The sequence below is a fragment of the Stenotrophomonas sp. CCNWLW162 genome (assembly GCF_037203745.1).
In the GTDB taxonomy this organism is placed as follows: Bacteria; Pseudomonadota; Gammaproteobacteria; order Xanthomonadales; family Xanthomonadaceae; genus Stenotrophomonas; species Stenotrophomonas maltophilia_AQ.
On the sequence record NZ_JBBCBL010000001.1, the window covers coordinates 54,807 to 78,748 of the forward strand.

Here is a 23,942-nt window from a genome sequence, read left to right on the forward strand (position 1 = left end):
ACGCCATGCGTGGATTCAGCCTCGCAGTGTTTCCAGCAGGCACTCGGCATCCAGGCGGTTGCCAAGCACCTGCGCAACCGCCTGCACCGCGGCTTCCTCGTGCACGGCACGGATGCCCCCATCGTCATCATCGTCGTAGAGGTCGTCGCCGGCCTCCAGATACACGGTGCCGGCCGCCGCCAGAGCCGCCATCAGAGTGGGGACGTCGGCAACAATCTCGCCGGCATCCAGCAGGCCAGCACCGTGATGACTGAACAGCACGCGGCCGTCGTCCAGGTCGAGGATGAAGGGATCGGCGCCGCGGTCGGCAATCACCAGCCAGTTCGATGGCCAATCGTCGATGGGCTCGCCACTGATGCCGTGCCAGCGATAGCCGGCCTGGTGGCTCCACAGGCGCTGCAGCGGCGGTATCCAGACATCAAGGCCAGGGATGGTGATACCGGCTGCACCCACCTTGGCACTGATCTCATCGCCCAGCGGTCCGACCTGCGCGTAGAAGCGCGCCAGCACTGGGGGTAACGGGAATGGGCCCTGCCAGTCACCTTCGCGCTGGGCATGCAGCAGCCCGAAGCGGGCAAATGAGGTGTGCAGATCATTCATGGCAGGGTCCAGCGGGCAGCGGCCCGGCAGCCTAGCAGACGCGCTTCGCCTGCAATGCCTTCACCGCGGCTGGCTATCATGACCGCCTTCCATAACGAAGGCGGTGCATGTGTCGGTAGCGTTGCTATGGTTCCGCCGTGATCTGCGGCTGCAGGACAATCCTGCCCTGCAGGCCGCGCTGGACGCCGGTCACGAGGTGGTACCGGTCTACATCCACGCGCCGCACGAGGAAGGCGAGTGGGTACCCGGTGCGGCCTCGGATGCGTGGCGCCACCGTTCACTGGGCGCATTGGACGCCGACCTGCGCGCGCGCGGTTCCTCACTGGTGCTGTGCGCCGGTGACAGCCTGCCGACCTTGCAGGCGTTGATCCAGCAGACTGGCGCCGAAGCGGTGTACTGGAACCGCAAGTATGAACCCGCCACCCAGCCACGCGACGCCACCATCAAGCGCACGCTGCGCGAGCAGGGCATCGACGCACAGAGCTGCAATGGCAGCCTGCTGTTCGAGCCGTGGGATATCGCCACCCAGCAGGGCCAGCCGTACAAAGTATTCACGCCGTACTGGCGCAACGTGCTCAGCCACTGGTGCCTGCCCGCGCTGCAGGCCGCACCGAAGGCGCTGACGGCACATTCGGTCGACAGCCTCGGGCTGGAGGAGTTGCGGCTCGCGCCCACGCTGGACTGGGACACCGGCTTCTGGGAGCACTGGCAGCCGGGCGAAGCCGGTGCGCTGGAGGCGTTGTCCGTGTTCGAGGACGGCGCGTTGCGCGGTTACCGCGAGCAGCGTGACCTGCCGGATCGCGTGGGCACCTCGCGAATGTCGCCGCACCTGCATTTCGGCGAGATCGCACCGTGGCGCATCGCCCACGCGCTGGAAGGGCTGCGCAGTGCGGGCACCGACGCCGATATCGATGGTTACCTGCGCCAGCTGGGCTGGCGTGATTTTGCCTATCACCTGCTGCACCACTTCCCGAAGACGCCCACAGACAACCTCAACCCGCGCTTTGACCGTTTCCCGTGGTCCACGCCCAGTGCCGCGCAGCTGCACGACTGGCAGCGCGGCAACACTGGCGTCCCGATCGTCGATGCGGGCCTGCGCGAGCTGTGGCATACCGGCTACATGCACAACCGGGTGCGCATGATCGTTGCCAGTTACCTGTGCAAGCATCTGCGTGCGCACTGGCTGCACGGTGCGCGCTGGTTCTGGGACACCCTGGTCGACGCGGACCTGGCCAACAACACGATGGGCTGGCAATGGGTGGCCGGAACCGGTGCCGACGCAGCGCCGTACTTCCGGGTATTCAATCCAGTCACCCAGGCCGAGAAGTTCGATCCGCAGGCCCGCTACATCAGCCGCTGGGTGCCCGAGCTGGCAGCATTGCCGGTGAAAGCGCGCTTCGCGCCCTGGCAGCATCCGTTGCTGCTGGCCGCACATGCCCCGGACTATCCGCGCACGCCGCTGGTGGATCTGGCCGCGGGCCGGGATGCAGCGTTGGCCGCCTACCGTCAGTCGGGGGCAGGGTAAAGCGCTCCTTGGTCGATCCAGTCAGTTAGCTGAACGCGGCCCTGTCGGCGTGCGGGATCATCATTCCGGCATCGCATTGGGCTGTTTATTCTCTTTGCGCCCGCAAGCCGCCGGCCCGACCGGAAACCAAGGAGAACCCCATGATCCGCAACACCACCCGCAACGTCGCACTGGCCCTGATGAGTGCGGCCGTCCTGTCGGCCTGCGCCACTGGCGGCTCCTATGTGCAGAGTGACCAGTACGGCAACCCGACCGAGCAGCAGAACCGCACCGGCCGCAACGCGCTGATCGGTACCGCCATCGGCGTGGCCGCCGGCCTGCTGACCGGTGACAGCGCCACGGAGCGTCGTCAGCACGCGCTGATCGGCGCCGGCATCGGCGCGCTCAGCGGCGCGGCCGTCGGCCAGTACCAGGACCGCCAGGAACGCGCACTGCGCGAGCGCACCGCCAACACCGGCATCGATGTGCAGCGCCAGGGCGACAACATCATGCTGAACCTGCCGGACGGCATCACCTTCGACTTCGGCAAGGCGACCCTGAAGCCGCAGTTCTACGGCTCGCTCAACGGTGTTGCAGGTACCCTGCGTGACTACAACCAGACCATGATCGAAGTGGTTGGCCACACCGACAGCATCGGCAGCGACGCAGTGAACAACCGTCTGTCCAAGGAACGTGCCGACTCGGTCGCGCAGTATCTGGTTGGCCAGGGTGTGCAGAGCGTGCGCATCGAAACCCTGGGCGCTGGCAAGTCGTACCCGATTGCCGACAACAGCACCGATGCCGGCCGCGCCAAGAACCGCCGCGTCGAAATCCGCGTGATTCCGCTCAAGCAGTAACGCTACGCGTTATTGCTTGAGCCGGTCCGGCCATCGGCCGGAACGAAAATGCCGCCCTTGCAGGCGGCATTTTTGTGGGTGCCGAGCTTGCTCGGCAAGCCGATAGCGTTCCCGGTCGCGGCTGTTCCAATGGCGCCGACCAAGGTCGGCATCTACCAGGAAATTGGCGCGCGGCATCGTTGTGGACTACGCCGCCGAAGCCGCGACCTTTTCCAGGATCCGCTTGCCGCTGATTTCCAACGCAGCGTCTTCCTTTTCCTTCTGCTGCTGCGCCAGCTTCGCGCCCGGGCACTGCGCCAGCATGTAATTGGCGTCGAAGTTGAGCTTCTCGACCAGGAAGTCGACGAATGCACGTACCTTCGGCGAGACCAGGCGGCCGCCGGCGAACACGGCATTGAAGTCCACCTCCGGTCCGGTCCAGCCAGCCAGAACGCGGCGCACCATGCCTGATTCGACGAACGGCTTGGCCATCACATCGCCGGTCAACAGCAGGCCTTCGCCACACACCAGCGCACCATTGAGCGCGGACATGTCGTTGGCGGTCATCAATGGGGTGACCGGGAAGTCACGCAACTCGCCGCCATTCTCGCCCAGCTGCCAAGTGAAGCGCGGCGAGTTGCCGGTGTGGTACGGCTTGCGCATCGCCAGGATACGATGGAACTGCAGCTCTTCCGGATGCAGCGGCTCACCATAGCGTTCGATGTAGGCCGGGCTGGCGAACACCTGCGTGCGCAGGCTGCCGAGCTTGCGTGCCACCAGGTTGGAATCGGGCAGGGCACCCACGCGCAGAGCCAGATCGGCTTCGCCGGCAATCAGGTCCAGCTTCTCATTGCCCATATGCATGTCGAGGCGGATCTCTGGATACTGCGCATGGAACTGGCCCAGCAGCGGCGCAATCCAGGTGATGCCGATCGAATAGGGCACGGTGAAGCGCAGCCAACCGCGTGGGCCGGACTGCAGCTGGCTGACCGCGCTTTCGGCTTCTTCCAGTTCGCGCGCGATGCGCTGGCAGTGCTCGTGGTAGATCGAGCCGGCTTCGGTAAGGCCAAGGCGGCGCGTGGTCCGGTGCAGCAGGCGCGCACCCAGGCGCGTCTCCAGTTCCTGCACCTTGCGGCTGACCGTGGTCTTGGGCAGGCCGAGCGATTTGGCAGCGGCAATGAAACTGCCTTGCTCGACCACTTTGACGAAGATCAGCGTCTCGTTGAGATCGTGGGACATGGTCTGGGATCCTGGACGTCGGGGATGGGACAATCGTGACAGAACGATTGGACCGGGAGCGGGATGATTATTCCCCTTAATCAGGACTAATCAAGTAAAGGTTTGAGGTCTATCGTGGCGCCATTCGTTATTTGGAGCCCGTCCGCCATGAGCCTGCGCAACATTCTTGCCCGTCTCCGGAACGCCGACCAGAGCACCCTGGACCTGGCAATGACCGTTGAAGTCCGCCCGAGTTCCTTGGTGCACAAGGACTTCCGTGAGTTTACCGCGCCCATGCGTCAGCAGCGTGGCGGTGCCATCCGCCTGGTTCCCCACAAGGGCGACCGACTGCGCCGAATTGGGACTATCCCGGATTTGGGAGGAAATGTCCCGTGAATGGGATGTTGACGCCCGAAGTTCTGGTTCTCGGCGGCACCGGTGCCGTGGGGCAGGGCGTGGTTGGCGCATTGCTGGAAGCCGGCAGCCCGGTGCTGGTGGTCGGTCGCGATCCGGGCCGGCTGGCAGCGCTGCATGAGCAGTTCGCCGATGAGCCAGGCCTGGAAACGCTGCTCGGCTCGCTCAGCGACGATGGTTCGGCGCGTGCGTTGGCCGAGCGGGTCGCGCAGCGCCCACGGCCGCTGGCCGCTGTGATCGCGGCCATGGGCGGTCCCTACCGCCGCGGTCGCGTGGTCGATCGCAATGGCAATGAACTGCTCGGCGCGCTGCAGGCTGACCTGATGCCGCACGTGCACGCGGTGCGCCACCTGCTGCCGTTGCTGCAGGACAACGTGCACGCACGTCGCTACGTGATGATCGGCAGCCCGGCCGCCGTCAAGCCGTGGGCCGGTTACGGCGAAAGCTCGATCACGGCTGCCGCGATGCGCATGTACGCGCAGGTGGTGCACCAGGAAGCGCAGGCGATCGGCGTGCGCGCGCAGATGCTGGAAGTCTGCAGCCCGGTGTGTACCCCGGCCAACGCGGCCAATGCCTGCATCGAGTGGCCGAGCTCGCTGCTGGTCGGCCGTCGCGTGGTCTCGCTGCTGGATGGATGCCGCGACAACCGCGCCGTCGTCCGTTGTGACAGCAGTGATGCCGAGCTGCCGCGTGGCCTGCTGCACCTGGAAATTCCACCTTTGTGGCGCGATACCGCCGGCGTTGCTTGACCTCGACCTTGGTTGAGGTCGCAGGATACGCCGCCCGTTTTTGCAACACGTTCTCATCTAGCTGTACCACCCCTCCGTACGGATGCATGCCATGACTTCCCCCAATACCACCCCACATCGTTTCGGCCATCGCATCGCGATGGTCGGCGTGTCGATCCTCGCCGCAGCCGTGCTTGCGGCCTGCAGCGGCGGCCACGCCGAAGAAGCGGGCGCACCGCCGCCGCCGCAGGTCAGTGCCGCGCCGGTCCTGGTCAAGCAGGTCAGCCAGTGGGACGAGTTCAGCGGCCGCGTCGAGGCGGTGCAGAGCGTTGAACTTCGCCCGCGCGTGTCCGGCTACATCGACAAGGTCAACTACGTCGAAGGCCAGGAAGTGAAGAAGGGCGAAGTGCTCTTCACCATCGACGCGCGCAGCTACCAGGCCGAGTACGATCGCGCTGCTGCCGAACTGGCCCGCGCCCGCACCCAGGCGACGTTGGCCCGCAGCGAATCGGAGCGTGCCAAGCGGCTGTCCGAGCAGCAGGCCATTTCCACCGAGACGGCCGAGCAGCGTCGTGCTGCGGCCGACCAGTCCGGTGCGGCCGTGCAGGCGGCGCAGGCGGCGGTGGATGCCGCCCGCCTCAACCTGGAGTTCACCAAGGTGCGGGCCCCGATCGACGGCCGTGCCGGCCGCGCGATGGTCACCGCTGGCAACCTGGTCACTGCGGGCGACAGCGCCAGCGTGCTGACCACCCTGGTGTCGCTGGATACCGTGTTCGTCTACTTCGATGCCGACGAAAGCACCTTCCTGCGCTACGCACAGATGGCACGCAAGGGCGAACGCCCGAGCGAGCGTGACAGCGATCTGCCGGTGAAGGTCGGCCTGTCCGGCGAAGAGGGCTACCCGCATTCGGGCAAGGTCGACTTCCTCGACAACCAGGTGGCCCGCAGCACCGGCACCATCCGTGTCCGTGCACTGCTGGACAATGCCGACCGCCAGTTCACCCCGGGCCTGTTCGCCCGTGTGCAGCTGCTCGGCAGCGGCCAGTTCCAGGCCCTGCTGATCGACGACAAGGCGGTACTGACCGACCAGGATCGCAAGTACGTCTACGTGGTCGACAAGGATGGCAAGGCCCAGCGCCGTGACATCCAGCTCGGCCGCACCGCCGACGGCCTGCGCATTGTCGAACACGGCCTGGCCGCCGGCGACAAGGTGATCATCGACGGCGTGCAGAAGGTCTTCATGCCGGGCATGCCGGTGCAGGCCAAGGCCGTGGCGATGCAGCCGCAGGCTGCGCCGCCGGCACCGGGTCGCGATGCCACCGCTGCACTGAACCACTGAACCGCGTCCCCGCTTAGCTGCCGGCGCCAGCGGCAGCCTTCCCTGCCTTCGTCATATCGGCGAGGGGCAGGGTGGCTGTTGCCCGCCGAACGCCTTTTCCAGGAATTCCTCCATGGACTTTTCCCGTTTCTTCATCGACAGGCCGATCTTCGCGGCGGTGCTGTCGATCGTGATCTTCGCCGCAGGCCTGATCACAATTCCCATCCTGCCGATCAGCGAGTACCCGGAAGTGGTCCCGCCGTCGGTGGTGGTGCGCACGGTGTATCCGGGCGCCAACCCCAAGGTCATTGCCGAGACCGTCGCCACGCCGCTTGAAGAAGCAATCAACGGCGTCGAAGGCATGATGTACCTGAAGTCGGTTGCCGGTTCCGACGGCGTGCTGCAGATGACCGTCACCTTCCGCCCGGGCACCGACCCGGACGCGGCCGCGGTGAAGGTGCAGAACCGCGTGGCGCAGGCGCAGGCGCGCCTGCCCGAGGACGTGCGCCGGCAGGGCGTGACCACGCAGAAGCAGTCGCCGACCTTCCTGATGGTGGTGCACCTGACCTCGCCGCAAGGCAAGTACGACACCCTGTACCTGCGCAACTACGCCCGCCTGCACGTCAAGGATGCGCTGGCGCGTATTCCGGGCGTGGGTGACGCGCAGATCTTCGGTGGTGGCGACTACGCCATGCGTGCCTGGCTGGACCCGGACAAAGTCGCCTCGCGCGGCCTGACCGCCAGTGACGTGGTGCGCGCCATGCGCGAGCAGAACGTGCAGGTCTCGGCCGGCCAGCTGGGCGCCGAACCGCTGCCGAACAGCCAGTTCCTGACCCTGATCAATGCCCAGGGCCGCCTCAAGTCCGAGAAGGAATTCGGCGACATCGTGCTCAAGAGCGGTGTGGATGGCGAGATCGTTCGCCTGGCCGACGTGGCCCGCCTGGAACTGGGCGCCGGTGACTACACCCTGCGCTCGCAGCTGGACGGCAAGAACGCAGTGGGTATCGGTATCTTCCAGTCGCCGGGTGCCAATGCACTGGAGATCCGTGACCAGGTCATCTCGACGATGGACGAGATGCAGAAGACCATGCCGGCCGACGTGAAGTACGAAGCGGTGTATGACACCACCATCTTCGTGCGCGACTCGATCAAGGCCGTGGTCTCCACGCTGCTGGAAGCCATCGCCCTGGTGGTGCTGGTGGTGATCCTGTTCCTGCAGACCTGGCGTGCCTCGATCATCCCGTTGATCGCGGTGCCGGTGTCGGTGGTGGGTACCTTCGCAGCGCTGTACCTGCTGGGCTTCTCGATCAATACGCTGAGCCTGTTCGGCCTGGTGCTGGCGATCGGCATCGTGGTCGACGACGCGATCGTGGTGGTGGAGAACGTCGAGCGCAACATCGAGGAAGGCCTGTCGCCCACTGCGGCGGCACACCAGGCCATGCGTGAGGTGTCCGGCCCGATCGTGGCGATCGCGCTGGTGTTGTGTGCCGTGTTCGTGCCGATGGCGTTCCTGTCCGGTGTCACCGGCCAGTTCTACAAGCAGTTCGCGGTCACCATCGCCATTTCCACGGTGATCTCGGCGATCAATTCGCTGACCCTGTCGCCGGCCCTGGCCGCGCGCCTGTTGAAGCCGCATGACGCGGCCAAGGACGCTCCGACCCGGATCATCGACCGCCTGTTCGGCTGGGTGTTCCGTCCGTTCAACCGCTTCTTCAAGTCCAGCTCGGAGAAGTACGAGCGTGGCGTGTCGAAGATCCTCGGCCGTCGCGGTGCGGTGTTCGTGGTCTACGCGATCCTGCTGGTCGGTACCGGCGTGATCTTCAAGCTGGTGCCGCCGGGCTTCATCCCGACCCAGGACAAGCTGTACCTGATCGCGGGCGTGAAGCTGCCGGAAGGCTCGTCGATCGCGCGTACCGATGAAATGCTGCGCAAGGTTGCCAAGATCGCCCAGGAAACCGATGGCGTGGCCCACACCATTTCGTTCCCGGGCCTGAACGCACTGCAGTTCACCAACACCCCGAACACCGGTGTGGCATTCATTCCGCTCAAGCCGTTCGCCGAGCGTCATGGCCGTACCGCCGCGCAGATCAACGCCGAGATCAACCAGAAGATCGCCGGCCTGCAGGAGGGCTTCGCGTTCGCGATGATGCCGCCGCCGATCCTTGGCCTGGGCAACGGCAACGGCTACCAGATGTTCATCGAGGACCGTGGCAACCTGGGCTATGGTGCGCTGCAGAACGCCGTGCAGGCGATGCAGGGTACCGTCGCGCAGACCCCGGGTATGGCCTTCCCGATCAGCAGCTACCAGGCCAATGTGCCGCAGCTGGATGCTGAAGTGGATCGCGTCAAGGCCAAGGCGCAGGGCGTGCAGCTCACCGAGCTGTTCGACACGCTGCAGACCTATCTCGGTTCGGCCTACGTCAATGACTTCAACCAGTTCGGTCGTACCTGGCAGGTGATCGCCCAGGCCGACGGCCCGTTCCGCGAGAGCGTCGAAGACATCGGCAAGCTGCGTACCCGCAACGACCGTGGCGAGATGGTGCCGATCGGTTCGATGGTCACCATCAAGCAGACCTTCGGCCCGGACCCGGTGCTGCGCTTCAACGGCTACCCGGCGGCTGACCTGGCCGGTGAGGCCGACCCGCGCCTGCTGTCTTCGGCCGAGGCGATGAACAAGCTGACCGAGATCGCCGGCAAGGTGCTGCCGGTGGGCATGACCACCGAATGGACCGACCTGAGCTACCAGCAGGCAACCCAGGGCAAGGCTGCCTTCATCGTGTTCCCTGTGGCGATCATGCTGGCCTTCCTGGTGCTGGCCGCGCTGTACGAGAGCTGGTCGCTGCCGCTGGCGGTGATCCTGATCGTGCCGATGACCCTGCTGTCCGCGCTGTTCGGCGTGTGGCTGACCGGAGGTGACAACAACGTGTTCGTGCAGGTCGGCCTGGTGGTGCTGATGGGCCTGGCGTGCAAGAACGCGATCCTGATCGTCGAATTCGCCAGAGAGCTGGAGATGGGCGGCAAGGGCATCGTTGAATCGGCACTGGAAGCGTGCCGTCTGCGTCTGCGCCCGATCGTGATGACCTCCATCGCCTTCATCGCCGGCACGGTGCCGCTGGTGCTGTCGCATGGTGCGGGTGCCGAAGTGCGCTCGGTGACCGGTATCACCGTGTTCGCCGGCATGCTGGGCGTGACCCTGTTCGGCCTGTTCCTGACGCCGGTGTTCTACGTAGCCCTGCGCAAGTTCGTCACCCGCAATGGTGGTGGCAAGCTGGTGCAGCACGGCGAGCCGACCATCCATCACTGACATGGAACCCCGTCGCCGCCGGTCACTGGCCGGCGGCGGCTTTCCCCTCACAAGGCATGAATCCATGAACTCCCATCAGAACAAGATCGCGCTGGTCACCGGCGCTACCCGCGGCATCGGCGCCGAGACCGTGCGCCAGCTGGCCCAGGCCGGCGTGCACACGCTGCTGGCCGGCCGCAAGCGCGAGACCGCCGTCGAGCAGGCACTGAAGCTGCAGGCCGAGGGCCTGCCGGTGGAGGCCATCCAGCTGGACGTGACCGACGCGGCCAGCATCGCCGAAGCGGTCGAGCAGGTACGCCAACGCCACGGGCGCCTGGATATCCTGGTCAACAACGCCGGCATCATGATCGAGAACCCGGCGCAGGCGCCGTCCGAACAGTCGCTGGATACCTGGAAGCGCACCTTCGACACCAACGTGTACGCGCTGGTGGCGGTGACCCAGGCCTTCCTGCCGCTGGTCAGGCAGGCCAAGTCCGGGCGCATCGTCAACGTATCCAGCATGCTCGGTTCGCAGACCCTGCACGCTGATCCGACTTCGGGCATCTACGATTTCAAGATTCCGGCGTACAACGCCTCCAAGGCGGCGGTGAACAGCTGGACACTGGCGCTGGCCCATGAACTGCGCAGCACCCAGATCAAGGTCAACACCGTGCATCCGGGTTACGTGAAAACCGATATGAACGGCGGCCACGGCGAGATCGAGATCAGTGAAGGCGCACGCTCCAGCGTGCAGATGGCACTGATCGGCCATGAAGGTCCGAACGGCAGCTTCACTTACCTGGGTGAGGTGCTGCCATGGTGATCCGCACGTTGGCGATGGCCGTCTCCAGCCTGGTGCTGGCAGGCTGTGTCAGCGTCGGCCCGAACTACAAGGCGCCGGTGCAGGAACCGGTGGTCCTGCAGGGTGCGCAGCAGCCGGTATTCAGCACCACCTCGCCGGTCGCCAGCTGGTGGGCGCAGTTCGATGATCCGGTGCTGGAAGAGCTGGTGCATGGCGCACTGTCGGACAACCTGGACCTGCGTGTGGCCGTGGCCCGCGTCAGCCAGGCCCGTGCGGTGTTCGTCGAGAGCCGCTTCGACCAGGCGCCGCATGTCACCGCAGGCGGCAGCTATGATCGCCGCAAGCAACCCGATCCGCAGCTGGGTGGGCAGCGGGTGTTCAGTGAAAGCTACCAGCTCGGCTTCGATGCGGGCTGGGAGCTGGATCTGTTCGGCCGCAAGCGCCGTGCTGCAGAAGCCGCGCGTGCCGACCTCGATGCCGAGCAGGCCAACCTGGCCGATGCGCAGGTGCTGGTCGCCGCCGAAGTGGCACGCAACTACTTCGAACTGCGCGGCACGCAGAAGCGCATCGCCGTGGCCCAGCACACCCTTGTCAATCTGCGCGAAACGCAGAAGCTGACCGAGGCGCGCTGGGAACTGGGCGCCGGCAGCGAGCTGGACGTGCAGAGCAGCCGTGCACGGCTGAAGGCGATCGAGGCCGATATTCCGCTGCTGGAAGTGGCCGAGACGCAGTCGCGCAACCGACTGGCGGTGCTGCTGGGCCAGCGTCCGGAGACGCTGACCGCGATGCTGGCACCGCACGAAGTGCCGGCCTATGCCAAGGCGTTGCCGCTGGGTGATACCCGTGAGCTGCTGCGCCAGCGTGCCGACGTGCGCGTGGCCGAGCGTCGCCTGGCGGCGGCGACCGCACGTGTGGGCGTGGCCACTGCCGATCTGTTCCCGCGGCTGTCGCTGTCCGGCTTCGTCGGTTTCCTTGGGGGTGACGCCAGCGGTCTGGTCAACGGCAACAACAAGGCCTGGTCGCTGACCCCGTCGTTGAGCTGGGCGGCGTTCGACTTCGGCACTGTGCGTGCACGCCTGCGTGCCAGCAAGGCCGAGGCCGAAGGTGTGGCCGCGCAGTACGAACAGGCCGTGCTGCTGGCACTGGAAGACACCGAGAACGCGCTGACCCGCTATTCCAAGCAGCAGGCGCGCCTGGCCATCGTGGTCGAGCAGGCGCAGGCGGCACGGCGCGCCGAGTCGCTGGCGCAGATCCGCTACCGCGAAGGTTCGGAAGACTTCCTGACCCTGCTCGATGCACAGCGCACCCAGCTGTCCGCTGATGATGCATTGGCCGCGGCCGAAGCCGAGGTCAATGTCAGCGTAGTGGGTGTGTACAAGGCGCTGGGCGGCTGGGGGCAATCGCCGCAGCAACCCAGCGTGGCGCAGGTGCAGTAAACCGGAGGGGACGGACGCAGTGGCTTCCGTCCCCTTCTGCTTTCAGGGCCAGTGATTGGCCGATACCTCACGCTCGCGCATGTGCACGATGCAGAAGCGATGCCCGGTGGGCGCTTCCATGACCCACCAGCGTTTGACGAAGCCAATCCGGCGCGCGCCAAGCTTCTCCAGGCGGTCGGCCTCGGCGTCGATGTCGTCGCTCTCGATGTCCAGGTGCACCCGTGAAGGGTGATCGACACGTTGCACTTCCACGTTCAGGCCCGCGGGTGCGCCCTGCAGGTCGGCGTACTCGGCGCCGCCTTCGGCATAGGCGGGTTGCGCCTTCAGGCCAAGCGCGGCGGCCCAGAAGCGTGCGCCTTCGTCGGGGGAATGCCCTCGCAGTCGATGATGAATCCGGCCAGGCGGCTCTGGTGTGCCATGCCCTTCTCCACAGTTCGGGAATGGAGGAAGGGTAGCGCGTCGCGTGCTGTGGACGTTGTCACAGTCATGACGTTTCTGACTCTGCCAGAACCGGGGCCCGCGGTGTAACTAGTGGGGCAGATTCAAGGAGGGAAGGCGATGAGCGATGACAAACGCGATACCCAGCGCATGCTGTTTGGTGATCCGGGACCGCCTGGCGCAGGGCTGTCGGTAGCGGTCGTAGTGCTGATGGTGTTGGCTACGATGGCGGCTGCGATCGGCTTCGTGCGCCTGCCGGATCAGATGCTGGGGCTGGGCCTGATCGGCATCTCCGTGTTCCTGGCGATCGGCGCGCGCATCTGCCAGGCGCGCAACCAGCATCAGGCGTTGTACCGCCTGTTGTCACGGCAGCCGCCACCGTAGTCGCGGCTGCCGCATGGGTTTCAGTGTGCCGGCCAGTCCAGCTCGACCACCAGCGGGAAATGATCGGACGGCAGCACGCCATCGACGCGCCGGTCATCGGTGAGGAAGCTGCGCGCATGGAAACCACGCACCAGCACCCAATCCAGCTGGGAGGTGGCCTTGCCGGTGAAGTCGTGGAAGGTCAGGCGCGGGCCCTGCGGCGCCTTCACCTGGGGACGGGTGTCCTGCAGCACGCGGGTAAACGCCTTGTAGGTGTCGCCGCCCGGTTCGCTGTTGAAGTCTCCGGTCAGCACCACCGGCAGGTCGGCCGGCAGCAACGCCAGGCGCTTGCCGATCAGTTCGGCACCCTTCACCCGGCGCGGCTCGTCCTCGTCGCGGTAGGGCAGGTGGGTATCCATGAAGTAGAAACGACGGCCATCATCCAGACGCCGGAACAGGGCCCAGGTGACCATGCGCGGATACAGGTTGCCCCAGCTGATGCTGCCGGGCACGTCGGGCGTATCGGACAGCCAGAAGTTGCCGGACTCCTCGATGGCCAGCACCGTGCTGTCGTAGAACACGCCCATGTGTTCGTCACCGCTTCCACCGCGGCGGCCTTCGCCGAACCAGCGGTAACCGGGCAGGTGCTCGGACAGGTAGTCGGCCTGCTCCTTCACCAGTTCCTGAGTGCCGATCACGGCCGGGTGTGCATCGAGGATGACCTTGACCATGGCATCGCGACGGTCCGGCCAACGTTTACCGGGCTCGGTATCAGCTGGGGTGCGGACATTAAATGACATCACTTTCAGTGGTGCAGGTGTGGCAGCCCAGGCGACGGCAGGCAGCGCAAGCGCCAACAGCACACACAGTGCAGAGCGGTGGAAACGCGACAACATCGTGGAATCCCTCCATTCCATGAAAACGGTTTCACGGAGCATCGCATGGATTGCCGGTTCCTGGGTGTGCCCGCGCTGGCGGTATCCGCTGGCTGTCCCCAGCGTATTCAGGTCAACGTTGACGGCGTATTGACCTGCCTGCGCGGGTTCGCGTGCTAGAACGGCGCTGCCGGGCCGTTGATTCCGGCACCCGCAACAGCAACCCACAATGGATCGACAAGGAGCTGTGCCATGACACGATTGATTCGCGCTCTTCAGGTATCGCTGAACCTGCGTTCGGACAATTCCACGCAGTGCATCCGTTCCAAGTACCGCTACTGGAACATCTTCTGAGCGCAAGGACTCCGTGTATTCGATGACACATCGCCAGGGATGGCCGATGGCCATCCCTGGCCTCAGGAGAGGGGCATGGATGAGCGTGCAGCGGATGCGGAAGTCGTGTCCATCGACGACCTGCTTGAGCGGGTGCGGCGCGAAGGACCGGTACTGCGGTTCCAGAATGATGTGGTTGGCATCTTCGACCCGGCACTGGCGGTAAAGATCGACAAGGCCAATACCGACCGGCATACCGTGCCGGATTCGTTGATCGATTTTCTTGGCCTGCGCAGCGCCAAGGATCCGGTTGCGTGGCTCGAAGTGCGGGCGTTGTTGAGCGAACAGGCCGGACGGCTGGCCAGCCCGGCGCACATGCGCTCGCTGTATGCACGCATGCAGGGTTTCCTCGCCGAACGTGCAGGCCGCCCACATGACCTGAGCGCGCTGAGTTGGTGGACGATCTCGCAGTCGTTGCTGCCATTGCTGATCGACGGCCTCAGCCGATCCGATGTCGATGCGCTCATCGGCGAGCAGAAGACCCGCTACAACGCCATCGTGCTGCAGAACTTCTCGTTCTGGCGGCGCGTCATCGATTTCCACCTTTCCCGCCGCGCGGCGCGCACGGTGTCACGCCATATCCGCCGCCGGTCTTGCGAGACGCAACCACGCGAAGACTTCCTGCAATCGCTGCTGCCATTGGTACAGCGAGTGGGTGTGGACCGCGTGGCTTACCTGGTGTCGATGGTGCTGGCTGGCATGTCGGGGTTACCGGGCATCACTGCCGCCAGCCTGCTGTATGCCATGCACCGCTTCCCGCAGTGGCATGCTCGGATCCGCGAGGAGACTTCCACGCTCAGCACGGACGAACTGTATGCGCTGCCGATCAAGTCGTTGCCGTGCACATCGCGCTTCGTCAAGGAAACCCTGCGGTTGTGGCCTGGGTTGTTCGCCCTGCATCGCCCGGCGTCGCATGACATCGATATTGACGGGGTCTGCATCCGCAAGGGCGGTGCCTATGAGTTGTCGTCGTACTTCCAGCATCATTCGCCGGACTACTGGCAGTCGCCTGATAGCTTCGATCCGGACCGCTGGTTGCCCGAGCGCCGGCAGCCGAACAAGGGGGCCTACGTCCCGTTCGGTTTTTCTTCGCGTGCGTGCATCGGCAGCGCGGTCGGCCATGCACAGCTGCTGTTGTTCTGTGCGCTGGTGACGCGTGATTTCGAACTGGAGGTACAGGATCAGCCGGCCCCGTGGATGCAGCTGGAAGGGTTCGCGATCCCCGTCGATTTCATCGGCACGCTGACGCCACGTCGCGCTTGAAGACCGTAGCTGCAGCCGTGGAGACCGGGCGGGCGATGGACGCCCACCCGGTGAATTGAAGATACAGTCGCTCAGTCGGCCGGGAGGTACCACTGGCCATTCTGGTCAATCCAGTACACGCGGACGTACGGTTGGCCGTTCTCGTCGAAGTACGTTACTTCACAGCGCTGATGGTAGTAGGGCCCCATCTTCACTGGAACGCAGTTCGTGTTCTCCGGGCCGCCCCCACCCGGACGGGCGTCCGCCATCGGGGCCAGGGTCGCAGTTGCCACTACCAGAGCGGCCATCGCGGCCAGTTGCAGTTTCATAAGCATCATCCTTGCTTTCTGCAATCGCGCACATGCGCATGGCGTGTGTAACACGTGAATCCGACTGCCGGAAGTGCCTTGCCGGGATCAGTCCTCGATCTCGCCGCGACGGCTGGCAGCGCGTACCGCCTGCGCGGTGGTCGCCACGCCCAGGCGCTGGCGTGCGCGCCGCAGGTGGTTTTCCACGGTGCGTGCGGACAACCCCAGCGTGGCGGCGATCTCGGCCTGGCGACGGCCCGCGGCGACCCAACGCAGCACTTCGCGTTCGCGCGTGCTCAGTGCGCCGGCCGGCAGTTCGGCGGGGGCTTCGGCCAATCGTCGCGCCGTGCGGAATGCTGCGGTCGCAACAGCCTCCAGCAGCAGCCGCGCGCGTGCGGAGGCATCGATCGCGGTCCCGGCGAAGCTGATCGCGCCCTCCAGGCCGGTGGTGCCGAACACCGGCACCTGCAGACCGTGCAGGCCCTCGCCACGTGGCTGCTTTACCACTTGGTAGCGTTCGCCGCGCACGCCCTGGCGCTTGCTCCAGAAGAACGGTGCATCGCTGTCCAGTACGTGGCGATTGACCGGACAGGTGTGCAGGTAGCGGGCGAGGTCGGTATCGTTGCCATCGCCGAGCCAGTCGCCCTCTATCCAGTACACGCGCTGCGCGTCGCGCTCCAGCCCGGTGCCGGTGGCGAATACCAGCACACGATCGTAGCCAAGTGGCGCGGCGACGCCGCGCAGCAACGCGCCCACCGCAGCCAGCGAGTGGGCGTTTTCAAGGCCAAGCAGTGCCTGCACCAGCTCGGCCATCGGGGTCAGCGCCCGGCCAGTGTGTCGAGCAGGGTGCGTGCGGCCAGCTTGCCCAGCGCGTTGCCGGCAAGTGGGCTGTCGCCGGTCAGCAGCAGGCGGTCCTGCAGCACGCTGCCGTCGATGCCTTCGTTGACGATCTGCACGCCCTGCTGCGCAAGCCGTTCACCGAAGAACCACTGCAGCTGCCCCGGCATGTAGCCGATGTCGGGTGTCTGCCGGTCCATTGCATCGGGGAACGCGCAGATGCGATAGCCACGGAACAGTGAGCCGCCATCGGCTTCGTCGACGCCGGCAGCCAGCAATGCAGCAGGGCCGTGGCAGAGGGTGATGATGTGGCGTTGCTGGGCAATTGCCCACTGCAGGGTGGCCTTCACCGCGCGGCTTTCCGGCAGGCCGATCAACGCGCCATGGCCACCGGGGATGAACACTGCTGCGTAGTCCGAATCGGCATCGAGGCCGGCCACCACGTCGTGCAGCTGCAGCGGCTGGCGGAAGCGCTCTTCATAGCGCTCATACAGTCCGCCGATCTCCTTGTCCTCGCGCGGGAATGCCCACCATTCGAACTTGGTGGCATTGCCGGACAGCGTCGCCACGTCGATCTCGAAGCCGGCCTTGTCCAGGTGGTACATCGGCAGCAGGGTTTCCACCGGGTGGTTGCCGGTGGAAAAAAGATGGCCGTTGGCGGTGGGCAGATAGCGCTCGTCGGCGGCGATCATCAGCACCTTCCAGCGGCCATCGCGGCGCGCATCCGGGTAGTCGGCGCCGGACAGGTCACTCTTCGCCGAAGTGAACTGCGACAGCGCGTACGGGGAAGGGAAGAAGGCGTCACGCTCGGCCGGATCGGGACTGGGCTGGCGGCTGGACTCTTGCGTGTTCATGCGGACCTCCTGCGGGGAAAGTGGGGCCAGCATAGAAGGGCCGCTGCGCACGTGCGATGAGGGAATTCCCCCAATCTGCCACGGTCCTGATGTTGCACCGCGCCACATGGCCTGGTTGGACAGCAGCATTATGTCGTGCTATCTAGCCGGTGCCGGGATAATCCCGGCATAACCACACAGCAAGCAAAGGAATGAAAATGAAAAGATTCGCCCGAGCATTGCGCGTCACTCTGAATATCCATCCGAACGAGAAGAGCAGTGTGTGGAATACCTGGCCGCTCTGGGTCGAGTTCTGATCCTGCGGGGCAACCCCGCGTTTGAGCGGTAGCAAGACGAAGGGACTCGTCTTTCGAGTCCCTTCCTGCCGGAGGCGCACTGCATGCAAGGGATGTCGAATGAAGGCAGCACCGTTGCTGCCGAGCGGTTGGCCGCGCGCGTGGAGCGCGAAGGACCGGTACTGCATCTGGAAACCGGCGGCATCGGGGTGTTCTGCCCGGAGCTGGCCGGGAAGGTTGACAAGGAGAATTCCGAGCACCTGTTCGTGGTTGAATCGCTGGCCGATCTGTTCCGCCGGCACGAGCGCGTGCGCTGGACCGAAGTACGCAGCCTGATTGCCGCCTGCAGTGCCGAGCTCACTGGCGTGGATACCCTCAAGACGCTGCAGTCGCGCATGCGGCAGGCACTGGATGCGCTGTGCGGGCATGAATTGGATGCGACGCCGGCGGTGTGGAAAGTGATGGCGCATCCGCTCGTTCCTCTGGTGATCGACGGGCTTGATGCACGCGGTACCGCTGCCATCGAACGTGCCCTGCATCTGCGCTACACCACCCAGGTCGAGCAGGTCATCCACCGGCGCCACCTGCTGCGCAATTTCCTCATCGGCCGTGGTGAGTCGCGGACGATCCATGCAGAGTTGAAGCGCCGCGTCCGTAGCGGGCGCTCTTCGCTGGACTACGCGCAGTCACTGCTGACGCTGCGTGAGCGCATCGGGCTGGACAAGGTCACCTATCTGGTTACGGTGCAGTTGATTGCCATCTCCGGGGTGCCGGGCATGATGGCTGCCTGCCTGCTGCTGGCCATGCAGATGCATCCGCATTGGCGGCAACGCATTGAAGAGGAGTTCGCGCCGCTGTCGGACGCTGAGATCCATGCATTGCCCATCGCCCGCATTCCCTGCACGATGCGGTTCCTGAAGGAAGTGATGCGTCTGTACTCCACGCCTTTCAACAATCGACGCGTGGCGGCCTGCGATCTGCAGGTGGATGGGCAGGCCATCAAGGAAGGCACGGTGTTCGAGCTGAGCTCGTTCATCCAGCACCGGTCGTCGAAGTACTGGGACGATCCGCTGTTGTTCGATCCAGACCGCTGGTTGCCCGAGCGTCGCAAGCGGACGGCCGGCATCTATGTGCCTTATGGCTTCCCATCGCGTTCCTGCGTGGGATCGGCGGTGGGAAATGCGCAGCTGGTACTCCTGTGCGCGCTGCTCGCACGCGAATATCGATTCACCCCCGGCGCGGATTACCGCCCGGAGGTGCGCATGGAGGGCTTCGCGATCCCAGCAGCGCTGCAGGGTACGTTCTCGCGCCGCGCCTCGGCTTCCTGAGGAGAGGGACGGGCGGATCAGTTGCCCGCGCGGTCATGCTCCTTCATGTCCTCGTGCAGGATCCGCCGCAGTTCGACGATTGCCGGGGTTGCCTCCTGCACGCTGTGCCCGGACACGATCACCTTTTCCGAAACCGCATGCGGCAGGTGCGAGCTCCAGTACGGCACCAGCCCATCGTCGGTCTTCTCCAGCGGGCCGTCGGCCTTGGCGCGGGCGATGATCGAGTGGTAATGCACCTTCGGCGCCATTGGCAGGTCGGCCACGGCGCGCACGAAGGGATCGTCCTTGTCCAGGTTCTGGATGCTGTTCATCTGGTAGCCGTGCTTGCCGTCGTTGCGATCGATCTTGCCGTCGTTGGCGATAGTGGCCACGTCTTCCAGAACGGTCAGCGGCAAGCGCACCAGGCGGCCGATCCAGCGGCCCAGGCGGGTGCTCGCCACATCGGTACCGCGGTGCGGCGTGGCGATGAACACCACGCGCGATACTTCCGGTTCCGGCAGGAAGGTCAGCACCGGCGCGCCCTTGGTGCGCAGCAGTTCCTGCTGCGCCGGCGTCATCTGTGCGGTGGCCAGCAGGGTATCGACCAGGTGGTCGCCTGAAGAGGAGATCATCAGCCGCGCAATCACGCCGCCCATGCTGTGCCCGACCAGCACCATGTCATGCGAGGCCTGCGCCTTGCCGCTGGGGTCGAAGTGCTGGAAGACCTCGGCCAGCGTATGACGCATCGCATCGTGGCTCATCGCGATCGGCATGTTGGTCGGGTAGTAGAACTGCCAGATCTGGAAATCCTGGCGGATCTCCTCGTCGCGCATCAGCTCGTTGGCGACGTTGACCCAGGCTTCCGGGCTGCTGGCCAGGCCGTGGATCATCAGCAGCACGCGACGGTTCGGATCGTACGGCTGCATCATGTACAGGTGCGGCGTATCGATGCCGCCCTTGCCACCGAACAGCGAGCGCAGCGACTGGTGGCTGAAGTTCGAGCGCGCCAGCCACAGTGCGTAGCCAGCGGTGAAGTTCGCGGCCAGCGGCACTTCCTGTCCGTGCAGGGTGACTTCCGTGACCTGGTAGGGATCGTGAATCTCCAGTTCCGGCTCGTCGTCGTGCAGCACTTCCCACAGGTTCTTTCCGGAGAAGCGCAGCAACACTGTCATCGATGGCGAGGGCATCTCGCTCCAACTGCGCTGCGTCGCTGCCGTCGCGGTGGTAGACGCCGTAGAGGCCGCAGTTGGCGTGGCGCTGGCATTGGCTGGATCATTCATCACAGCCACCAGCTCCGCGCCGAAGCCATCGCGGCGGTGCACGCTGCGCAGCGTGCCGGTGAACGAGAGCGAGGCAGCGGGCACCAGCTCGGTGGGGGTACGCGTGTCCAGTGGTGAAGCTTCGCCCGATGGGGCGAGTACGAAAGTCCAGCGGCCGAGCTGGAAATGGCTGGCTTCGCTGTGCACGCGGCCGGTGGCATAGGCGTTGTACAGCTGCACCGAAGCTTCCTGCACGGCCAGGTTGTAATAGTCACGCACCTGGGTCTGGCGATCTTCGAAGCCACGCTGGTTGGCGGTGCGCTCGGTGAAGAACAGATACCCGTAAGCCTGCCGCGCGACCTGCATCCAGGCATCCAGGCGCGGCTGGAAGTCGGCGTCCAGTTCGGTGATGGTGGTCTTGGCCCGGCCCGAGGCGGAGTACTCGCGTTTCGGTGCGGGCAGGGTCATGGCGTACTGCAGCCACAACTCGGCAAGGCTCGAGCGCTTGTCCTCCTCGCGCACCACGATGGTGGCTTCCATCGCTTCGATGCAGGGCAGGCCAGGTTTGGCGCAGACGCCTTCGTCCAGGCCGGCCACGCGCAGGGTTTCCGTCGTTGCCGAGCTGAGCTTGCCGGTGGTGAGGATGTCGCCGCGCTTGAGCGCGATGTACTGGCCGGGCGTGACCGAGGCCACCTGCACCGACGGCCCGAACTGGCGCAGCGTCGCGCAGCCACCAAGGGTGAGCAGCACGGTGATGATGAGGGTCGTGCGGCCGATGAAGCCCAAGCCCGTGGTTGCCATACGATCCTCCTGCGCGGTGGCGACACTCTAACGACAGGCCTGTCAAAGCGGAAGATACCGGGCAGTCGGTTTGCCAAGCCAAAGCACCGCCACCCGGGCGATTCAGGCATTTCCGTGTGACACTGGGGTGAATGGGGTGATGCAGGGACTGCGATGCGGTGGCTTGAAACCCGTGTTCCACCACCGCTGGTGATGCTGCTGTGTGTCGCTGCCGGTTACCTGGCCAGCCGCCTGTGGCCGGGCACAGTGTTGTCATTGCCGATGCCGGCACTGCTGGCGGGCGGGGTGATGGCCATCGGCCTGGTGCTGAACCTGCTGCCGAAGCTGGCTTTCCAGCGTGCGCGTACCACGGTGAACCCGCTGCGTCCCTCGGCGTCGAGCGCGCTGGTCACGCACGGGGTGTATCGCTACACGCGCAATCCGATGTATCTGGGCCAGGCGACCGTCCTGGCCGGTGCGATGCTGTACCTGCAGAACCTTACCGCGCTGCTGGCCGTGCCGCTGTTCGTGCTGTACATCACCCGCTTGCAGATCGTGCCGGAAGAGCGGGCACTGTCGGCCCGCTTTCCCGAGGCCTATGCAGGCTTCCGCCAACGCGTGCGGCGCTGGCTGTAGACCTGTGCCGTTACGGAGTGATCTGGCACTTCACCGCCGCCGAATAACCTTCGTAGTCGTCGCCGGCGATCACGTGCAGGGTGTGGCGCTTGTCGATGGCTTTCACGTAGGAGGGGGCTTCGGTGTTGGCGTGCTCGTTGACCGTGGTTACCGACCAGGACTTGGCCAGGCGCTGCGAATCGACACCGTTCAAGTACACGAAGATGCTTTTCTCACCCGCGGCCACGTTCACATCGGCACTGCTGATGGTGCCGCCGAACAGGGCAACCGGCGAGCTCTCAGGCTCGAACGTACCGCCCGGCTTCTTTGCCAGGCCGGCTGCCTGCAGCGCGTCGATCGCCTCGGCCGCGCTGAAGTTCGAACCGGCCTTGCAGGCGAGCAGGGCTTCCAGCGTGGCGGTACCGGGTGGCGCGATGGCCGCATGGGCGGCCGGACCTGCGACAAGGGCAGCCAGGGCAAGGGCGAATACGGTGGGTGCGGTTTTCATTGCAGATCCTTCTGTTCGTCTCGGAGCAGGGTACGTTCCGATAGGGTCACAGAGTCTCGATCATGCGCCGCCATTCCGGCGTGACGAACGTACCGGATCGGATCACCGGCAAGCAGCGCAGCGGTCTCGGAAGGCCGCTGCGCCATGCCATCAGTTGCTGGCGGCCTTCACCGCTTCTGCGGCGTCGACAATGCCCGGTCCGCAACCGCCGGGGCAGTTCGCCGCCGCGATCGGGTGCGCGGTTCGACGCAGGATGTCCTTGACCTGGTCGGTGGTCTTGGGCACCGGCGCCACCGCCTGCATCAGCGCGACGATGCCAGCGACGTGGGGCGCCGCCATCGAGGTGCCGGACATGAAGTCAAAGGCGTTGTTACCCACGGTGGACAGGATGCCCTGCGCCGGATGCTGGCGGGTGGGTGCGCAGTTGGCCTGGCTCGGCGGCGTGGCCAGTGGCAGGAATTCGCCCACCGACGCACGGCACGACCAGGTCTCACCACCCGGTGCGGTGATGTGGATGCCTGCGCCATAGTTGGAGTAGAACGCACGACGACCGCCCTGATCGTTGGCAGCAACCGCGATCACACCCTTGCAGTTCGCCGGGGCGAACTCGGACACATCAAGATTGCTGTTGCCGGCGGCGACCACCACGATCGTACCCTGGGCCGTGATGTCGTCGATTGCATCCTGCTCGGCCGGCGAGCAGGCGCGGCGGCCGCCCAGGCTGAGATTGATGACTTCGGCCGGGTTGGCATTGGCAGGGACATTGGGCACGTTGATACCGGCACTCCAGAGCATGCCGTCGATGATGTCAGCGGAACCACCATTGCCCTGGTTTCCCAGTACGCGCACCGGTACGACTTTCGCGTTGTAGGCCACGCCGGCCACGCCGATCTGGTTGTTGGTCACCGCAGCGACCGTTCCGGCGACGTGGGTGCCGTGTGCAATGCCTGAGGCATCGAATGCATCGGCGTCGCGTCCGTCACCATCGTCGGAGCCACCACAGCCGGGATTCATTCCCCCGATGATGCACTGCCAATCACTGAACGGACGGGTTGACGAGATCATGTCGTAACCCGGCAGCAGGTTTGCCTGCAGGTCGTTGTTGTTGAGGTAGCCCGAATCAACCACCGCAACCACCACACCCTGGCCGGTGGAGCGATCCCACGCGCCGGGCAGGCGAGCGCCACTGGTCGGGTTGCTGTAGTGCCATTGCTCCCCATAGCGCGGGTCGTTCGGCGTGGCGAATGCACTCATCATGTAGTTCGGCTGCACATACTCGACGTCCGGATCGTCGGCGATGCGCTGCATCAGGATCTCGGCCTCCGGACGGTCCAGTGGCTTGTCCGTGGTGACCACGTCGGCGCCGCCGCCCATGCGGCGTTGATGGGTTACGGACGCAGCCGAAGTCGGTGCGCTGCCGATCGAACGCTTGCTGCGCTGCTGGACGCCGAGGCGCTTCTTCAGCGCGTCCTGGGCGGTGTCGGCGGAGACGCGCTTGCTGCTGCCGTCCCGGTACTTGACGATGAAACTGCTGTACTGCTCGTTGCTGGCCATGCCTCGCGTCCATACCCGTTCGGTGGGTTGGGCGAAGGCGGGGGCGCTGGCCAGGACCAGGGTGATGGCACTGGCAAGGGAAACCCGAAGCGACGTACGCATGGATACAGTTCCTTTGTGGAAGATGTGTCGAACAGGCCGTGCCCCTCGGGCTCGGCTTCGGTGTGTAGGATGCAGGTGACCCGTGGTCTCCTC

General features: G+C 65.3%; 21 protein-coding genes and 1 pseudogene. 12 read left to right on the forward strand and 10 right to left on the reverse strand.

Going from position 1 to position 23,942, the window contains the following annotated elements; genetic code table 11:
* Positions 1–15: 15 nt before the first annotated feature.
* Positions 16–600, reverse strand: coding sequence for an SMI1/KNR4 family protein (locus V9K93_RS00305; RefSeq protein ID WP_136638810.1), 585 nt, complete (start codon positions 598–600; stop codon positions 16–18).
* A gap of 109 nt (positions 601–709) precedes the next feature.
* Between V9K93_RS00305 and V9K93_RS00310 the strand changes: the two genes are divergently transcribed.
* Both V9K93_RS00310 and V9K93_RS00315 read left to right on the forward strand, forming a co-directional pair.
* A complete protein-coding gene (locus tag V9K93_RS00310) occupies positions 710–2,125 on the forward strand; it encodes a cryptochrome/photolyase family protein (protein WP_046983385.1) in 1,416 nt (471 codons plus the stop codon).
* 140 nt (positions 2,126–2,265) lie between these two features.
* Positions 2,266–2,961: a YiaD family glycine zipper/OmpA-like lipoprotein gene (locus tag V9K93_RS00315; RefSeq protein ID WP_012510724.1), complete on the forward strand. Its 696-nt coding sequence runs from the start codon at positions 2,266–2,268 to the stop codon at positions 2,959–2,961.
* A 186-nt stretch (positions 2,962–3,147) separates the two neighbouring features.
* On the opposite strand, the gene V9K93_RS00320 is transcribed toward V9K93_RS00315, so the two are convergent.
* Positions 3,148–4,179: a LysR family transcriptional regulator gene (locus V9K93_RS00320; RefSeq protein WP_046983384.1), complete on the reverse strand. Its 1,032-nt coding sequence runs from the start codon at positions 4,177–4,179 to the stop codon at positions 3,148–3,150.
* A 147-nt stretch (positions 4,180–4,326) separates the two neighbouring features.
* Here V9K93_RS00320 and V9K93_RS00325 point away from each other — a divergent pair, with 147 nt between their 5' ends.
* The 6 genes from V9K93_RS00325 to V9K93_RS00350 all read left to right on the forward strand — a co-directional run bounded on the left by V9K93_RS00325 (position 4,327) and on the right by V9K93_RS00350 (position 12,139).
* Complete coding sequence (locus V9K93_RS00325) at positions 4,327–4,554, forward strand: hypothetical protein (RefSeq protein WP_337301914.1); 228 nt, start codon at positions 4,327–4,329, stop codon at positions 4,552–4,554.
* Positions 4,551–5,321 (forward strand): SDR family NAD(P)-dependent oxidoreductase, encoded by a 771-nt coding sequence (locus V9K93_RS00330; protein ID WP_032969666.1) that lies wholly within the window; start codon positions 4,551–4,553, stop codon positions 5,319–5,321. The genes V9K93_RS00325 and V9K93_RS00330 overlap by 4 nt, the downstream gene beginning before the upstream one ends.
* 91 nt (positions 5,322–5,412) lie before the next feature.
* Positions 5,413–6,639 carry an efflux RND transporter periplasmic adaptor subunit gene (locus V9K93_RS00335; protein WP_046983395.1) on the forward strand — a complete coding sequence of 409 codons (1,227 nt, stop codon included), beginning with the start codon at positions 5,413–5,415 and terminating at the stop codon, positions 6,637–6,639.
* Between the two features lie 112 nt (positions 6,640–6,751).
* Positions 6,752–9,922, forward strand: coding sequence for an efflux RND transporter permease subunit (locus V9K93_RS00340; protein ID WP_012510729.1), 3,171 nt, complete (start codon positions 6,752–6,754; stop codon positions 9,920–9,922).
* A 64-nt stretch (positions 9,923–9,986) separates the two neighbouring features.
* Entirely contained in the window at positions 9,987–10,724 is a 738-nt protein-coding gene (locus V9K93_RS00345; protein WP_012510730.1) for an SDR family oxidoreductase, read from the forward strand.
* Complete coding sequence (locus tag V9K93_RS00350; RefSeq protein ID WP_004153207.1) at positions 10,718–12,139, forward strand: efflux transporter outer membrane subunit; 1,422 nt, start codon at positions 10,718–10,720, stop codon at positions 12,137–12,139. The genes V9K93_RS00345 and V9K93_RS00350 overlap by 7 nt, the downstream gene beginning before the upstream one ends.
* Positions 12,140–12,181: 42 nt before the next feature.
* Here V9K93_RS00350 and V9K93_RS00355 read toward each other — a convergent pair.
* Positions 12,182–12,558 (reverse strand): annotated as a pseudogene (locus V9K93_RS00355) (VOC family protein).
* Between the two features lie 139 nt (positions 12,559–12,697).
* On the opposite strand from V9K93_RS00355, the gene V9K93_RS00360 reads away from it, so the two are divergent.
* Entirely contained in the window at positions 12,698–12,961 is a 264-nt protein-coding gene (locus V9K93_RS00360) for a hypothetical protein (protein ID WP_046983382.1), read from the forward strand.
* 20 nt (positions 12,962–12,981) lie between these two features.
* On the opposite strand, the gene V9K93_RS00365 is transcribed toward V9K93_RS00360, so the two are convergent.
* Positions 12,982–13,836, reverse strand: a complete 855-nt coding sequence (locus V9K93_RS00365; RefSeq protein WP_337301915.1) for an endonuclease/exonuclease/phosphatase family protein — start codon at positions 13,834–13,836, stop codon at positions 12,982–12,984.
* A gap of 408 nt (positions 13,837–14,244) precedes the next feature.
* Between V9K93_RS00365 and V9K93_RS00370 the strand changes: the two genes are divergently transcribed.
* Positions 14,245–15,471 (forward strand): cytochrome P450, encoded by a 1,227-nt coding sequence (locus V9K93_RS00370; protein ID WP_337301916.1) that lies wholly within the window; start codon positions 14,245–14,247, stop codon positions 15,469–15,471.
* Between the two features lie 71 nt (positions 15,472–15,542).
* Here the strand turns inward: V9K93_RS00370 and V9K93_RS00375 are convergent, their stop codons facing one another.
* The 3 genes from V9K93_RS00375 to hchA all read right to left on the reverse strand — a co-directional run bounded on the left by V9K93_RS00375 (position 15,543) and on the right by hchA (position 17,449).
* Positions 15,543–15,779 (reverse strand): hypothetical protein, encoded by a 237-nt coding sequence (locus tag V9K93_RS00375; protein WP_253078891.1) that lies wholly within the window; start codon positions 15,777–15,779, stop codon positions 15,543–15,545.
* Between the two features lie 87 nt (positions 15,780–15,866).
* Positions 15,867–16,571: a PA1136 family autoinducer-binding transcriptional regulator gene (locus tag V9K93_RS00380; RefSeq protein ID WP_337301917.1), complete on the reverse strand. Its 705-nt coding sequence runs from the start codon at positions 16,569–16,571 to the stop codon at positions 15,867–15,869.
* A gap of 5 nt (positions 16,572–16,576) precedes the next feature.
* Positions 16,577–17,449 carry a glyoxalase III HchA gene (hchA, locus tag V9K93_RS00385; RefSeq protein WP_046983377.1) on the reverse strand — a complete coding sequence of 291 codons (873 nt, stop codon included), beginning with the start codon at positions 17,447–17,449 and terminating at the stop codon, positions 16,577–16,579.
* Positions 17,450–17,828: 379 nt separating this feature from the next.
* Here hchA and V9K93_RS00390 point away from each other — a divergent pair, with 379 nt between their 5' ends.
* Positions 17,829–19,052, forward strand: coding sequence for a cytochrome P450 (locus V9K93_RS00390; RefSeq protein WP_046983376.1), 1,224 nt, complete (start codon positions 17,829–17,831; stop codon positions 19,050–19,052).
* 17 nt (positions 19,053–19,069) lie between these two features.
* Here the strand turns inward: V9K93_RS00390 and V9K93_RS00395 are convergent, their stop codons facing one another.
* On the reverse strand, positions 19,070–21,091 hold the full coding sequence (locus tag V9K93_RS00395; RefSeq protein WP_337301918.1) for an esterase/lipase family protein: 2,022 nt from the start codon (positions 21,089–21,091) through the stop codon (positions 19,070–19,072).
* A 153-nt stretch (positions 21,092–21,244) separates the two neighbouring features.
* Between V9K93_RS00395 and V9K93_RS00400 the strand changes: the two genes are divergently transcribed.
* Positions 21,245–21,706 (forward strand): methyltransferase family protein, encoded by a 462-nt coding sequence (locus tag V9K93_RS00400; RefSeq protein ID WP_295377912.1) that lies wholly within the window; start codon positions 21,245–21,247, stop codon positions 21,704–21,706.
* Between the two features lie 10 nt (positions 21,707–21,716).
* Here the strand turns inward: V9K93_RS00400 and V9K93_RS00405 are convergent, their stop codons facing one another.
* Complete coding sequence (locus tag V9K93_RS00405; RefSeq protein ID WP_046983373.1) at positions 21,717–22,193, reverse strand: hypothetical protein; 477 nt, start codon at positions 22,191–22,193, stop codon at positions 21,717–21,719.
* Between the two features lie 150 nt (positions 22,194–22,343).
* Entirely contained in the window at positions 22,344–23,849 is a 1,506-nt protein-coding gene (locus V9K93_RS00410; RefSeq protein ID WP_248298466.1) for a S8 family serine peptidase, read from the reverse strand.
* Positions 23,850–23,942: the final 93 nt, after the last annotated feature.